We start from the raw sequence: 13,956 nt of genomic DNA, 5'->3' as shown, positions 1-13,956 counted from the left end.
ATCAATAATAGACTTGAAATGTAATAAGATCTTTGTCTTACATAGAGATAACAGAATTTATAATTTCCTTACCCAGATCTGTTTCTTCTTAGATATAAAGAGACCACCATTTTATATTTTATAATTATTTACATCTTAAGATTTCAGATTATGGATCTGATTAATGATTCTTAGGAAAAACTAACATTGTTTTATTGAATCTGAAGATTATGAGATTGCACTAAGATACCCCCCCCGCTGCGAATTTGTTTTATCCTCTCTTCCATCAACCGTATCATGCTGTCTAGATCCGGTCGTATAGATGAGTCGACAAAACTACGAAACAATAACTCTTTATAAAACGGGATTTGTATTACATTAATACCTGGTATTTCAATGTTTAAATTACCTTTAACCATGTTTACTACTAACGCTAATAACCTCGCAAATGAGATCTGAGGTACCCAGCTAACTAACGTTTTCACGATGTCATTAAGGTGGGATAGTGTTAAGGAGAGAGATACTCCAGGAGTTGTTACAACGACTGATGAACAGTGAACTTCGCCCATAACCTCATAATAGCCCTTGAACTCCATGGCCATAATCTCATCAAATCCTGGAGGGTTGTCCGTTATCATAACATCTACTCCCTCCAGGAAGTTAGAGTAGGCCCTCGCGAAATCCCCTAATGATGGAAGGGAGCTAGGAGAAAAGGAAACCAATGACAAGACTCTTAACTTACCTATATTATCATAGAACTTCCCTTCTACTCCATCTCCCAAAACGTTGAGTAAACCAGTCTCAAGTCCATAAATCTTTCCTATAGTGTTAGTATAATCCCTGTCAACTAATAGAACGTTATACCTCTTTGATAACTCCTTTGCTAAATAATAGGCTAGCGTTGATTTACCTACTCCCCCTTTTAGACTCATCACCGAGAACCTAGCTATTTTAGCCATTATAATAAATGATCATTAAATGTTTAATAAATATTTTCATTTAACAATTAACTAAGCAAGAAATCCAACGAGACGTTTTTCAACACTATCCAAGTCATTAAAGTCGAGAAAAATTTTATTTAAACACGGTATTGAGACTGGTGGGCTCGTCATCTGTAGAGTTAATGACCAGGGACCTGTCTCGCCCACCTGAGAAGCCTATCGCCTGCAAATCCGATCATTAGAATTTACATCATAGAAAATCTCATCTCAAAAACTAATTTATATTATGAGTTATATATCTAAAAGGGAATTCAGTTAATTTGTTTCGGAAACATTTATATGTAAGTGAATATGATTATAATATAGTGAGAAGGTGACTTTAGACTTTAGTAGGGATCCTGAATATCCTCCATATAACGTATATCCACCCAAGTGGAGTTTTGATAATGAGAGGGCGTGGCAACTGTACAGGAGGGCGAAGAGGGAGCAGTGGGACGAGGAGGACATAGATTGGAACAAGATTAAGGAGATTGCCTCAGGTTTGGATAGGAAGCAGAGGCTGGCCATCGCCTACTGGTGGTCTCTACTCTCCAACTTCGATAACGCCACTCCCGTTTTCGCTTACGCCCTAGTTAAGTCCCACGAACTTCATCTGAACACTGCAGTGAAAGGTGTTTTGACTACAATTACGTATGACGAAAATAGACATAACGTTATGTGCGGGTTGGCTATAAACAGTGTGCTACCCGGTTATCCATTTGACTTTAAGCCCCAAGACGAGTTTGAAAACAAAGTTAGACTTAACACCCTGTGGACGTGGTACAACGGGGCGAGGTATTGGAGAGCGTATTTGGAGGCATATAGTAAGTACACCTTGGACGTGCTTTTCACCTCCTTCATGATGGGTGAGGCCGCAGCGACGACGGTCTTCACCACCATGTCTAAGGGATCTAAGATTGAGGAGATGAGGAAGGCCTTCAGGAACACAGCGGTGGATGAGACTAGACACTACGCTTTCACCCACTTAATAATGACTGACGGGGCGTCGAGGATGACGGACGAGCAGAGGAAGCTTGTGACCAAACAGGTGAGGGCTGGGTTCGTCTTCCTCTCCCTAATAACCTACAAACCCCCTAAGGAGTTCTGGAGGTTACCTCCTTGGTTTGAGGAAGTCAACGAGAGGATGGAGGACTTAGCTAGAGGGGCCGGGTTTTACATACCTGAGCTCAAGGAGAAGGAGGAGGCCTGGAGGACGGCCTTAGTCAGGGTGGGAGCCACGCTAGCTAGGTACGGGGTGAAGATACCTGCAATACCGGAGTTAGGGATCACAGGGGAGGAGATTGAAGACCTGAAAGAAGACGATTTCGTCCCAGTGTTCTAACCCTGAAATCGTGTTATTATTTTAAGCAAAAAATTTTTATCTAGTCTAAATGTGAAGGAATCAAAAAATAAGTGGGGAATTAAATTTTGCGCATAGTGATTCTAGGAAGTAAAGGCGGGGTAGGAAAGTCCACTATTGCACTACTTTTAGCTAAGCAACTATGTAGCTTAGGTAAGAAAGTGCTTTTAGTAGATAGAGATCAGCTAGGCTACGTTTCGTGGTTAGTTAGAATAAAGGGAAAGGGATTGGTCGCTAGCACTGTAGACAATGAGGAGGGGGATTATCTTAAACAGCTAGATATGAGCAATGGGGCTCTCACGGTTCTCAAATTTTACGGTGATGGCCCTAGATTTTATAATGATATTAAGAATATAAATTCTAACAAAGATCTTTTAGAGTCTCTCCAAAGAAGGTATAAGGACGTAATTAAGATAAAACACGACTTTGTAATACTTGACAACAAATCACATTCTTTCCCTTCTTCTAGAGAGATAGAGTTGGAATTGAAAGCTTATCTTTCCCTTTATCCGGGTACGCCATCGTATAGAGTTTTTGTTACAGACTCTCATAAAATTGACATAGAGAACTCGCTCTATTTTATATCGACGTTGGACAGAAAGGTGAACGAAAACAAGTTGGGCATTAGAGTTATTGCTCAATCGTTTGTAATAAATATGGTTCCACCTCAACGTATGGGTGAAATAGAGGAGCAAACCAGAAGCTTGAGGAGTTCGTTTGATTCTGTAATACTCTTACCATTTTTAGAAGAGTTATATGGTTTCACAGGAGAAGTGAAAGACATCCCTAATTTGAAGGAAATCAACAAACTGACTAGTGATATCCTTAAGTTTTATGACGATCCTTCTAAGAATTTTAAACGATCTTTTTGAAAGTCAAGGAAAATGAAACTTATTTACAGATTTGAGGTTTTAGTAACGTTCACGATCTTAGAGAATAATCTAATTTGGGATAGATCTTTTCCTTAGTCACGCTCTGATACCTGACTTTTATCAGATGCGTTTCATTTCTCGTTATCAGAAATATAAAGAATTGAATCGTTTATTTGATTTAATGAAACTTTTAAAAACGACGAACTGGGCGGGAAGCCCTTAGGTTTACGAGATCCTCTTTGGTATATCCCTTGAGAGCAAACTCATGAAACTTAAGATGAACGCAACTCCAGCGTAACCCAAAGTGAGTACTATAGCATCCGCTTCCGTACCAGGTATTGCTGGGAATATTTCAAGTGCCTGAACTATAAGGGAAGCGTTAGGTATCGAGCTGGCGTAAAGGAAAGGTAGCTCAGTAGCCCCCCATGAAGGCAAGGCTATGGCTATCGAATTGAAGATAGGATCGTTTGTTAATCTAGCCACAAAAATTAGGACGGCGCCTATCAGTATCGAACCTATAAGTACAGAGCTCGACACTAGAAATGCAAGACTACTTCGTCTCAAAAGCTCTCCAGCCATGAAAGCCACACCGAAGAAGGTTAGAGAGGAAAAAATCACAGAACCAACTAGACTAGGTAAGTAAGACAAGTCCGTTTGAACCCCAAATAGAAGTTCCGAGAGAGTTACAGCCAAAAGTACCATCAATAGATATATCGAAATCACTAAAATATAACCTCCAATTAGCTTACTTAGTCCAAATTTTAGCCTAGTTATTGACTTCGTAAGAAAGAAGTCTACAGTACCCTGTTCGTACTCTTCTGACATAGAACCAGAGGCAATAGATATGGCTATGAAGTGCAAAAGTAAGCTTTGAGGTAAAAGCACTCCAGCTATCCATAGGAGAGGTTGGATTGGAGAGATCAGCTGTTCTATCCTTGGGCTTCTAATCTGGGAGAGCGCAACGTACGTGCCTACTTCAAAGAGAACGGTTATCGTAATAAGCGAAATTACCTTTTTCCTGGCGACTGACCTCCTTAGTTCATAGAGGATGAGATCTAACATCATTTAGCTCTAGCCTCCCTTATTGCCATCTCGTAGGCCTTCTCTAAATCTTGGTTAAGATAAAACGATTTGACCCTAATTCCTCTCATCACGATCTCCCTAAGCAATTCCTCCCTTGAGTCCTCGGTAAGTTCTACAAAGAACTTGTTACTTTCGAACTCTATGTTCTTCACGTAATCCAATTTCTTAAGCAAAGAGAGGAGTGCCTCTCCATCCTGCGTCTCTATTATCACCCTGATCCCTAAAAACTTTAACACTAGGTCTTCCGTCGAGCCCTCAAAGAAAACCTTGCCCTGAAATAAGAAAAATACTTTGTCCGCCATTTTCCTAACCTCCTCTAACTCGTGAGTGGTCATTACTATGGTTACCCCTTCTCTCCTCATGTGATTCAGGACGTCCCTCATTTTTAAGTTAAGGATCGGATCGGTCCCTACGTTTGGCTCATCCATAATTAAGACTTCAGGACATCCCAATAGGGCCTCGGCCAGAGCTATCCTCTGGATCATTCCCTTACTGTACTTAGCAATCTTCTTATCAGCGTTCTCAGTCATATCTACGAGTTCTAGAACTCTCTTTATGTCTTCCTTGTTCACACCTTTGAGCCTAGCGGAGAGGGAGAGAAGTTCCTTCCCACTTAAAAAGGGAGGCAAGTTAGGTAACTCCTGAACATAACCGATTTTGTTAAAGACGTTCTTCTCCTTGAATGGGTCCTTTCCTAAGATCTCTATCCTACCCTGATCTGGGTTAATTAACGTAGTAATTATCCTAATGAGGGTAGTCTTGCCCGCTCCGTTAGGGCCTAATATAGCAGTAATGTAACCTTTACTCGCGGATAAGGAGACGCCATTAAGAGCCCTCTTAGTGCCATATCGCTTAAATACATTAGTTACGTTAACTGCTCCCATCAAACGATTCCTTATTCTATAAAGTAAAAAGAATGTGTGAAGTTTCAAACGATAACGTGTCTAAATGTTCAGTCAATAAACCATCTCCTAGGAAGCTAATCGGATTGCATTCAGCTGAATTTGATACTTCTCTGGTCAACGAATAGTTCATCTTCATGTTCGTATTTCACTTTTCGAAAGGATTTGTTTAGTTAAGTTCATCTCAATAGATCATCCAAGTCCTTCAAGATGGGCTAGAACTCCAAGTCCATGAGTCAGCAGGGCAGCACCTAGCGCTAAACCGGTCATCAAGGCTCCTCTCTTCCAAGGGTTAACGTCACTTACTATTCCAATCAAAGAACCAACCATGAAAGTCGAGGCTCCAGTTATAGCGTAAGCGGTGAGCAGCCCAGGATTCCCTTTCAATCCCAGGATAAACGGTATGATAGGAACAAGTGCACCGATTATGTAAGAGATTGCGGTAGTCCTTACGCTCTCTTTTGTCCTAGAGTTAGCTTCAGCTTGATCCGTCTCCTGGTTCTTCAACCTCGCTCTCCTTAACGCGTTGTTCCTAATGTCCTCCTCTGACTTTGAGGACAGGTAAGCCCCAATGCTCATTGATATCATGCCAGAAACTCCGACAATTAACCCCCCAATGGCAACGTAAAGCGGATTAGGAAAAATACCAGCTAAACCTGACACGGAAGCTAACACCTCTATTAGTCCGTCACTTACAGCGTAAATTGAGTCCCTAATAGAGTCCACGTTAATCTGATTCTGAATTAGAAGATCTTCATGAACTAACTCTTGCATCATTATGTTCTTAAACCCCTCCCTTTCAGTATCGCTGAACTCGGGAGACGTAGAGAGTTTGTAATACTTCTCAGCGTCATTTTCCTCTCCAGCCTCAACCAACTTGAGTGCTAAAGCTACGCCAAGGACCTTCCTAACCTTCAGGAGAAGGCGTATCTTAATTCTGTCCATAACTCCCAGATTACCTAGCCTTATTCCCCTAGACTGGGCTATACTCTCCCAGAACTTAGCGTGATTAGCTTCTCCCTCGGCTAGTTCTCTAAGCACTTCTTTCACCTTCTCGTCTTTCTCAATAGAGGCTAAGCTAGCGTAGAGCTCGCTCCCAAGCAACTCAGCTTTGTAGTTCCTTTGAACAAGCTTTTCCATGTGAATTTATTAGAATTACTACTATTTAAGAGTTGTTTCGAATAATTTCTCCCATGAACACCTTCTTGAAACTTGATGGTACTTCCACGTCTCGTGTAGATGCTATAAGAACGCAACACCAATCCTTGTACTCTTCTGGGTTGGCGTCCTTTAATACAAAATACTTTAATCTGTTTGGCGATGAATTCTCTATCCTTTTATAATCTGTGTCGTCCCTCAGAACCAGGTAAACGTTATCAGCCTCTATTTCCTTTTCTAATATGTACCAGACGACTCTCCTAGATTTGATCTCATTCCAGCTCTCCTTCGGCTTAGAGAGTTTTAAACCTGCGGGCGCGCGTCCTATTACCTCGTCTATTTCCATCAACTCAACCTCATCCTTCTTTAAGACAAACACTGCGTCCCCCTTAGGGTAATAAAGGTAGGTTTTATCGACTGAACTACCGATAAGAATTACAAAAACTTTATCGTTCATGTAATTAATAAAATACTCCTCTGACATTAAGAAAATAAAGTTCTAGGAAATAAAAGAGTTATACTTCCTTTTCCTTCAGTATATCATCAATTATGGTAGTTAACTTTCCTCCGTCCTCAATCTTAACCTTTGATGGGTTCCTCTGCTTGTAAGACTGAGCGTTACCGGCTATCCTCTCTTCATATGATGGGACCAATTCGTTCTGATAGAATATTCCTATGGGAATCTTCTCTCCCCACTCCAAAGATTTAAGCATGGCCTTAGCCATCTTGTCTCCTTCCTCTTCTGGTTTCCTCACCACTGGATCCCAGTTTGGATCAGAGTCCAATTTATACACCCTCTTATCATAGTACTCCTTAGTGTGTATGTCGTTGTAAGTAGGGCACGGTTGAAGTATGTCAATCAATGCCAACCCTTTATGCCTCACCCCAGCTTTGATCAGCTCCTTGAGGTGCTTTACGTCATAAGCGTATGATCTCGCTACAAACGTGTATCCTGAGGATATAGCTAAGGCTATAGGATTAACGTTATCGTTGATGTTAGGTCTAGGAAGGGATTTCGTCTTCTCTCCTCTCCTTAAAGTCGGCGAAGCCTGGCCCTTTGTCAGACCGTATACTCCGTTATCGTGAAGCAAAATCAACATATCCACATTTCTTCTACCCGCATTTACGAAGTGCCCAGCCCCGATTCCCAATTGATCGCCATCCCCGGCGTTAACTATCACGGTAAGCTCTGGATTAGAGAGCTTTATACCGATGGCAAAGGTTAACGCTCTTCCATGAAGTGTGTGAACCCCTGAGATGGGTAGCCTAAAGAAGTGTGGCGTCTTTCCGGAGCATCCTATTCCTGAGACTACCACCACATCCTCCGGAGTTAATCCCAGCTCTGATATTGCCTGTTGTTCGGCATTTATTATTCCAAAGTTACCGCATCCAGGGCACCAATCGTTCCACTCGGGTGTCCAGACCTTAGGCACCGCCATGTAATACCACCCTCTTCTCTCCCTTCAACGCCAACTTGATCCCCTCATATACCTCATCCCACGCCATTGGCCTACCGTTCCACTTTAGTATGTAGTTAGTCGGTTCTATTCCAGTACTTAACTTGTTAATGATACCGGTTTGGCCCTCATAGTTACCCTCGACGTCGATTATGACCTCCTTGTTTGAGAGTAACCTCTTCATCAGGTTCTTTGGATACGGGTTGAACATCCTGATCTGAATCACTTGTAACTTCATCCCCTCATTTTTAAGTTGATCCACAGCATCTAGGACTGCACCCTTAGGCGAACCCCAAGTTATAACAGCGATCTTTGAGTCTTGATCGCCGTAAAGCTTAACTCTCTCTTCCTCTGGTATCTCCTTGTCAGCCGTTCTCAACTTGATGAGCCTCTTCTCATACATCTTAATCCTGTTTTCGGAATCCTCAGATATATGCCCCAGTTCGTTGTGCTCATCGCCTGTATAGAACAGGTAAGCCTTACCTAACACGGCTCTAGGAGATATGCCGTCCTCACTGAACTTGAACCTCTGGAATTCGCCATCTGGTGCGTCAACCATTTTTCCCCTCTCTGCACGTAATTTGTCAAGGCCTAGTTCGTCTGTCTCGAAAATTGAATAGGCGTTGGCTATAGCCTTCTCAATTAAATGGATTACTGGAGTCTGATACCTTTCGGCTAGGTTGAAAGCCCAAACAGCGTCCTGAAAAGCCTCAACGTGATCGCTAGAGGCTATGACCAGTCGGGGGAACTCCCCATGACCAACGTACATTGAAAATAAGAGATCCGCTTGTGAGGTCCTAGTTGGCTGACCAGTCGAAGGGCCTCCTCTTACATAATAAGTTATCACGACTGGAACCTCGTTCATTCCGGCCCAGCCTATTCCCTCACCCATCAATGAGAATCCAGGACCAGACGTTGCTGTGGCTGCTCGGACACCTGTTAGCGCTGCCCCAGATGCCATATTAATTGCTGCAAGCTCGTCCTCTGATTGAACCACTACGATGGGCCTCTTTACCTTATCTCCAGTCTCAGGATCAAGTGACATCACTTCCTGGTGCGCCTCTATGTAAACGCTCTCATCGGAGGCAGGGGTTATAGGATAGTAACTCTGGAAACTCAATCCTGCATATATCTTCCCCATCGCCACTGCGGTGTTGCCATCCACCTGTATTCTCCTTCCAGTCTTAGGCAGCTCCTTTAGGTTGTAAAGGGGTTTGACTGAAGCCAACACAAGATCGGCCGCCGTAGTGTTTATCTTAACGAATGTCTCCTGTTTAAACGTTCTCCTCAAAGCGTCAAAGAGATAGTCCTTTTTCAGACCAGTGAGGCCATACGATACGGCAATAGCTGCAGTGTTCTTAGCCCTCTCAGCTACTGACATAGGGACTCCCACGCTCTCTGCGGTTTTCTTAACTATTTCGTCATAATCCAGTTCGATTAGTTTCACTCCCTTTCCCTCAGCGTATTTTAGAGCGTCCGATACAGTAGTCCCAAATCCTTTTGACGTCAAGAACTCACTAACTCGTTCTTGAATCTCCGGTTCCATGCTTTGAACCCTTTCTAACTTAGTGTCCTTTACACCCTTATTGTAAATTATCACGCCCTTAACTTCGGTAAAGTGTTGAAAGACGGTTTCTGCATCGAACGTTGCAAGTATGTCAACAACGCTTGAAACGCTCCTTGCTCTAACGTCGCTTATTGTCAAATTGAAATAACTATGCCTACCTTTTATGTTGGAGTAATATTCTCTATTTCCGTAAATGTAATAACCAGCACTAGCTAATGCTGCTCCAAAGATGTTAGCAGAAGTGTCCACACCTGCACCCTGGGCCCCTCCAATTTCCCAACTTATCCTCATTACTCTCGTATTATAATATGCTTCAGAAGATATTAAAGTGAACCTCCTGATGATTATAAACATGTCAGATACTATATAAACTTTCGAAATTCGTGAACGCTCGATAACAGAACTGATTAACTTCTCCTTAAGAATAAGTTTATTCCTCATCTTTTAACCGATCTTTGTAATTAACGATATAAGATCGATCGCTGCATTAGATTTGTTCATATAACAGTAGATTTGTTCATATAACAGTTACACACACTATAACTCATGCAAACCTTAGAAGTACCGAACGAGCTAGCTAGAAAGATAAATCAGATCGCTGACAACAGTAGAAGGAGGAACTATGACGTGATAATAGATCTTTTGCTAGATAGGTTGGACAAAGAGGAGGGATTAGATTTCCTCATGAAACTGAGCGAGGACTTTGAAACTGAGGGTGATGAACTTACTGAGGCGGGAATGTTAATTGAGGCTGGGGAGCTGTATTGGAGAGCTCTCTCCTATCTGATGAAGGCTGTGGGATTGAAATTAGGTTTCCAAGTAGCTAGCTATCAAGATCACTACTCTTTGATAGAATTTTTAGCTTATAAGTTAAACAAAGGGTCACTAATAGTTAGCTTCGTGAATGCGGAAAGACTTCATGGAGAGTTTCATCCACGTCCTCAAAATAGAGAGGAGTTCGACTATAGAGTGAGGCACTTGAAGTCACTACTTACTGAACTAAGAAATTTAATAGTTGAGTTTCAAAGTTAAGCATGCGCAGATCCGACGTTATAGATCTGATTCAAGGAAAAGGAACTTATGTAGATGACATACCTTTCAAAGGATATCACGCTGTGTTGGTGAGGAGTCCATACCCTCACGCACTAATAAGGTCAATAGATTACTCCGACGTTGTTAACAGGGGTGGTCTAGTCTTAACGGGTAAAGATATGATTTTAGGGAAAACGGATCGAAACGAGAGGGAGGGATCCTCTTTAGAGGGGGTCACACTAGCTGTAAAGAAAGTTAGATATGTTGGTGAACCCGTAGCCATGGTGATTTCAGACGACCCGTACAAGGCCTTAGATTTGGCCGAATTGGTTCAGGTTGACTACGACGAATTAAAACCGGTTAACAACATAGATGAGGCGTTGAAGGGGGAGAGTCTCCTATTTGAGGAACTGGGGTCTAACGTAGTGGGAAGTAAGACGTTCGAATACGGTAGTATACCTGATAATAAAGAGGTGACCCTGGACCTCTACTGGTCCAGATCCTCAGGGAACCCGATAGAACCCTTTGAGGTAATAGCGTACCCGGAACAGTGGGGAGTTAGGCTTAAGGCTAACATGCAGGCCCCTAACTTCTTGGCTAATGAGATCTCAAGGGCCTTAAACATAAGAGTGATAGCTGAACCTATAAGACAGGGAGGTAGTTTTGGGGCAAAGTTCTCAGTTCTAAATTACGCAGTCACTGCCGCGTTCGCATCCTGGAAATTTAAGTTGCCTATAAAGTGGGTAGAGACGAGAACAGAACACCTTACGTCATCGAACAGTTCAGGACCGGAAAGGAAATTTAGAGCGAGGGCAACTTTCCTATCAGACGGAACTATAACGGGTTTGGATATCAAGATTTGGGAAGATGTAGGCGCAGCTACATCTGGTGGACAAGCTTTTAAGCCTACAGGAATACTAGCCGGTCCCTATTCAATAAAGAACATTAGATATGAAGTTAATTTAGTTGCTACTAATAAGAACCCGCCAGGGGCTTTCAGGGGAGCTGGGACACCTCCTCATACCTGGGCACTGGAAAGGATTATGGACGCAGTGTCGGATGAGCTGGGGATCTCGAGGTATGAGATCAGAAAAAGGAATCTAATAAGGACGTTCCCTTACGTGGCTCCCTACGCCACTTACGACTCGGGTAATCCGACCGGCTTGCTAGAACTAGCGCTGTCTAGAAAGGACATATTTGAAATGAGAAATAAAGGATATGGTGTGGGATTAGCCTGTTCCACTGATCCCAGCACTCCCTCAGGGCAAGAGGAGGTTAAACTCTCAATAAGAGGTGGTAAAGTGATCGTTGGGATAGGATATGGACCTGAGGGCCAAGGAAACGAGCACACGGCTATGAAGTTAGTCTCTCAACTTCTGGGGTTACCTATGGAAAAGACATCGATAGAGTATCTGGACTCTTCTAAGATAAGCTCGAGTTTCGGACCTGGAGGAAGCAGGATGGCAGTCTTCATGGCTGGAGCGATAAAAGGGGCCACGGAGGAGCTAGTGAGAAAAGTTAGAACCAAGATTAGGGAAGATTTAGGTAAGGACGTTACGTTCTCGAATGGGGCTTTCTGGACAGATGATGGAACTGAAATACCGCTGACACAAGTTGAGGAGGAGGTTAACTATACGTACACTCTCCAAGGTAAAGCTAGATTCAACGCTTACCCATTCTCTTGCGACTTAGCCGTAGTGAAAATAGATCCCGATACGGGTATCATAAGACCAGTTAAACACGTGGTCTATATAGACCCTGGTAATCCTATCGACGAGGAACTAGTTAAGGAACAGGTGATTGGGGGCACGTACATAGGCATATCACTAGCGCTATATGAAAGCTTTGAATATAAGGAGGGTAAGCCAATGGCAACCAGCTTGTCGGACTATAACATGCCAACTGCAGTTGAGATTCCGGAGATAGAGGTGAACATAGTCCCCTCGCCTTCTCCTTTCACTCCTATGGGAGCTAAGGGAATAGGTGAGATACCAGTTGGAGTTGCAGCTGCTGCCGTAACGTCGGCTATAGAAGATCTGATAAAGAAGAGGGTTTCCAAAATTCCCGTAAAACCGGAAGATATATTTGAAAAGTCATAATAACTTGCTCGCTAGGGAGTCTATGATCTCCTTACCAAATATTAGTTTTCTTTTATAATCGTAAAATAATGCGGCCTTACTTCTAGCGCTTAACGTGTTTCCCTCAATAACCTCCTGTTTACTAGCTTTACCACTCTCTACCCTCATTATCACATCTTCACCTTGCGTAGAGACTTTAACAACGTTCTCCCACAACCTTACGTTCATGGCCAAAACGGAGGAGAATAAAACGAATTTAGTTGGATAGAAGTTCAGCGTCACCTCTCCCTCACTTAAGGCATCTACGGATTTGTTCTCTATAAAGATATTCCTTTTCTTCTCCAAATGAATTAGTTTCCCGTTTTTAAACGTCGCCACTAGGTCATCTTCACCTTGAGACGATACGGCTCTTCTTAACTCACCGTAAGACTCGTAAGGTACAAAGGTCAGTCTTACCTTACCCTCTTTAATCACTACCTTAGGCGGAACCAAGTTGTTCTCTACAAAAGTCAACTCGACCTCATCCTCTGGAAGGGCATAATAAGGGAACTCGTTCATCTTTTTAGCGTTAATATCAATTTTTTTTATAGCATTTTCCAAAAATAAATTCCTATCTTTAGAAAAATATTTGTATACATCTTTCAAATATTGTTCTAAATTTTTAATTAGATTCTTTAAAAGCTCATCTTCTAAATAAAAAGATACAATTGGAACAATATCCATCTCTTCTGACAATTTAAATGCTACTTCTGCTAAATTCCTAGTAAATGGGTTTCCCATAAACGCTTTCAGTGATATTGGTTCCATAGGTCAACTTTTCGTAGCTAACAATATATATTTACGTATTTAATCTCTTATATCATATATAAATTGGCTTTTCATTAAATGAAACAAATATATTTCTATGAAATTAGCGCTCCGGAAGCCCTGATATCGTTTAACATATATATAGAGGAACGAAGCGAAATACCTCAATGAAACCAATATACCTGGCTCTAATAGCGTTGCTAATAGGATCTGGAGTAGCCGCTTCCTCAGTTACCGGTTTCGGTCCTATAGCATTTATATCGTATCATATAATCTCCACACAAAATAACATTACAATAATACCAGCAAATGTAAATTTAGGTAATTTAACTCCAGGAATGAAAGGAAATGTAACAGTTAACGCTACAATAGTAATAACTAAAACAGATAATTACACTATAATGTTATTACACGTTGAAAAGTTGAAAAAGGACTTCTCGAAATTTGTTGTAGAAATAATGATGGAAGGTCAAACGTTTAATTTGAGTGAAGAACACCCTTCTAAGGTATTACAGATCCAAAACGGAACGTATAACGCAATGATAACGATATATTATAAGGTATCTCTAAACCCTAAAGGAGATCTCAACGTTAGCAACGAACCTCTTCTAATTATTCATCCAGCGGAACATGAAGTGAAACATGACTAACGTGGTTTTGACTAAAGTTAAGGATTTTTTT

The 13,956-nt window shown here is 41.9% G+C and carries 13 protein-coding genes; 5 read left to right on the top strand and 8 right to left on the bottom strand.

What is annotated here, in order from left to right; genetic code table 11:
- Nucleotides 1-191: 191 nt before the first annotated feature.
- Entirely contained in the window at nt 192-938 is a 747-nt protein-coding gene (locus MCUP_RS07415) for a nucleotide-binding protein (protein ID WP_013738178.1), read from the bottom strand.
- Nucleotides 939-1,293: 355 nt separating this feature from the next.
- Between MCUP_RS07415 and MCUP_RS07410 the strand changes: the two genes are divergently transcribed.
- Both MCUP_RS07410 and MCUP_RS07405 read left to right on the top strand, forming a co-directional pair.
- Complete coding sequence (locus MCUP_RS07410) at nt 1,294-2,301, top strand: diiron oxygenase (RefSeq protein WP_013738177.1); 1,008 nt, start codon at nt 1,294-1,296, stop codon at nt 2,299-2,301.
- A 95-nt stretch (nt 2,302-2,396) separates the two neighbouring features.
- Nucleotides 2,397-3,191 carry a ParA family protein gene (locus MCUP_RS07405; protein ID WP_237698038.1) on the top strand — a complete coding sequence of 265 codons (795 nt, stop codon included), beginning with the start codon at nt 2,397-2,399 and terminating at the stop codon, nt 3,189-3,191.
- Between the two features lie 225 nt (nt 3,192-3,416).
- On the opposite strand, the gene MCUP_RS07400 is transcribed toward MCUP_RS07405, so the two are convergent.
- The 6 genes from MCUP_RS07400 to MCUP_RS07375 all read right to left on the bottom strand — a co-directional run bounded on the left by MCUP_RS07400 (nt 3,417) and on the right by MCUP_RS07375 (nt 9,649).
- Nucleotides 3,417-4,256 carry an ABC transporter permease gene (locus tag MCUP_RS07400; RefSeq protein WP_013738175.1) on the bottom strand — a complete coding sequence of 280 codons (840 nt, stop codon included), beginning with the start codon at nt 4,254-4,256 and terminating at the stop codon, nt 3,417-3,419.
- Entirely contained in the window at nt 4,253-5,158 is a 906-nt protein-coding gene (locus tag MCUP_RS07395; protein WP_013738174.1) for an ABC transporter ATP-binding protein, read from the bottom strand. The genes MCUP_RS07400 and MCUP_RS07395 overlap by 4 nt, the downstream gene beginning before the upstream one ends.
- A gap of 210 nt (nt 5,159-5,368) precedes the next feature.
- Nucleotides 5,369-6,316 carry a VIT1/CCC1 transporter family protein gene (locus MCUP_RS07390; RefSeq protein WP_013738173.1) on the bottom strand — a complete coding sequence of 316 codons (948 nt, stop codon included), beginning with the start codon at nt 6,314-6,316 and terminating at the stop codon, nt 5,369-5,371.
- A gap of 25 nt (nt 6,317-6,341) precedes the next feature.
- Nucleotides 6,342-6,791 carry a hypothetical protein gene (locus MCUP_RS07385; protein WP_237697983.1) on the bottom strand — a complete coding sequence of 150 codons (450 nt, stop codon included), beginning with the start codon at nt 6,789-6,791 and terminating at the stop codon, nt 6,342-6,344.
- Between the two features lie 58 nt (nt 6,792-6,849).
- A complete protein-coding gene (locus MCUP_RS07380; protein WP_013738171.1) occupies nt 6,850-7,773 on the bottom strand; it encodes a 2-oxoacid:ferredoxin oxidoreductase subunit beta in 924 nt (307 codons plus the stop codon).
- Nucleotides 7,760-9,649 carry a 2-oxoacid:ferredoxin oxidoreductase subunit alpha gene (locus MCUP_RS07375; RefSeq protein ID WP_013738170.1) on the bottom strand — a complete coding sequence of 630 codons (1,890 nt, stop codon included), beginning with the start codon at nt 9,647-9,649 and terminating at the stop codon, nt 7,760-7,762. The genes MCUP_RS07380 and MCUP_RS07375 overlap by 14 nt, the downstream gene beginning before the upstream one ends.
- A gap of 255 nt (nt 9,650-9,904) precedes the next feature.
- On the opposite strand from MCUP_RS07375, the gene MCUP_RS07370 reads away from it, so the two are divergent.
- Nucleotides 9,905-10,390: a PaREP1 family protein gene (locus tag MCUP_RS07370; RefSeq protein WP_013738169.1), complete on the top strand. Its 486-nt coding sequence runs from the start codon at nt 9,905-9,907 to the stop codon at nt 10,388-10,390.
- A 2-nt stretch (nt 10,391-10,392) separates the two neighbouring features.
- The gene (locus MCUP_RS07365; protein WP_013738168.1) at nt 10,393-12,489 is read left to right on the top strand and encodes a xanthine dehydrogenase family protein molybdopterin-binding subunit; all 2,097 of its coding nucleotides are present in this window, start codon (nt 10,393-10,395) and stop codon (nt 12,487-12,489) included.
- Here the strand turns inward: MCUP_RS07365 and MCUP_RS07360 are convergent.
- Complete coding sequence (locus tag MCUP_RS07360; protein WP_013738167.1) at nt 12,484-13,275, bottom strand: hypothetical protein; 792 nt, start codon at nt 13,273-13,275, stop codon at nt 12,484-12,486. The two genes, MCUP_RS07365 and MCUP_RS07360, sit on opposite strands and share 6 nt — an antisense overlap.
- A 167-nt stretch (nt 13,276-13,442) precedes the next feature.
- On the opposite strand from MCUP_RS07360, the gene MCUP_RS07355 reads away from it, so the two are divergent.
- Entirely contained in the window at nt 13,443-13,925 is a 483-nt protein-coding gene (locus MCUP_RS07355) for a hypothetical protein (RefSeq protein ID WP_013738166.1), read from the top strand.
- Nucleotides 13,926-13,956: the final 31 nt, after the last annotated feature.

Source organism: Metallosphaera cuprina Ar-4, from assembly GCF_000204925.1.
Lineage (GTDB): Archaea > Thermoproteota > Thermoprotei_A > Sulfolobales > Sulfolobaceae > Metallosphaera > Metallosphaera cuprina.
The sequence above is the reverse complement of the archived record's forward strand: the minus strand, read 5'-3'. Positions and strand labels throughout refer to the sequence as shown.

Excerpts from the sequence above, each read along its gene's own strand:
- MCUP_RS07370 (WP_013738169.1), top strand. The coding sequence starts at position 9,905 with ATGCAAACCTTAGAAGTACCGAACGAGCTAGCTAGAAAGATAAATCAG.
- MCUP_RS07380 (WP_013738171.1), bottom strand. The coding sequence starts at position 7,773 with ATGGCGGTGCCTAAGGTCTGGACACCCGAGTGGAACGATTGGTGCCCT.
- MCUP_RS07375 (WP_013738170.1), bottom strand. The coding sequence starts at position 9,649 with ATGAGGATAAGTTGGGAAATTGGAGGGGCCCAGGGTGCAGGTGTGGAC.
- MCUP_RS07390 (WP_013738173.1), bottom strand. The coding sequence starts at position 6,316 with ATGGAAAAGCTTGTTCAAAGGAACTACAAAGCTGAGTTGCTTGGGAGC.
- MCUP_RS07385 (WP_237697983.1), bottom strand. The coding sequence starts at position 6,791 with ATGAACGATAAAGTTTTTGTAATTCTTATCGGTAGTTCAGTCGATAAA.
- MCUP_RS07355 (WP_013738166.1), top strand. The coding sequence starts at position 13,443 with ATGAAACCAATATACCTGGCTCTAATAGCGTTGCTAATAGGATCTGGA.
- MCUP_RS07395 (WP_013738174.1), bottom strand. The coding sequence starts at position 5,158 with ATGGGAGCAGTTAACGTAACTAATGTATTTAAGCGATATGGCACTAAG.
- MCUP_RS07415 (WP_013738178.1), bottom strand. The coding sequence starts at position 938 with ATGGCTAAAATAGCTAGGTTCTCGGTGATGAGTCTAAAAGGGGGAGTA.
- MCUP_RS07365 (WP_013738168.1), top strand. The coding sequence starts at position 10,393 with ATGCGCAGATCCGACGTTATAGATCTGATTCAAGGAAAAGGAACTTAT.
- MCUP_RS07400 (WP_013738175.1), bottom strand. The coding sequence starts at position 4,256 with ATGATGTTAGATCTCATCCTCTATGAACTAAGGAGGTCAGTCGCCAGG.
- MCUP_RS07360 (WP_013738167.1), bottom strand. The coding sequence starts at position 13,275 with ATGGAACCAATATCACTGAAAGCGTTTATGGGAAACCCATTTACTAGG.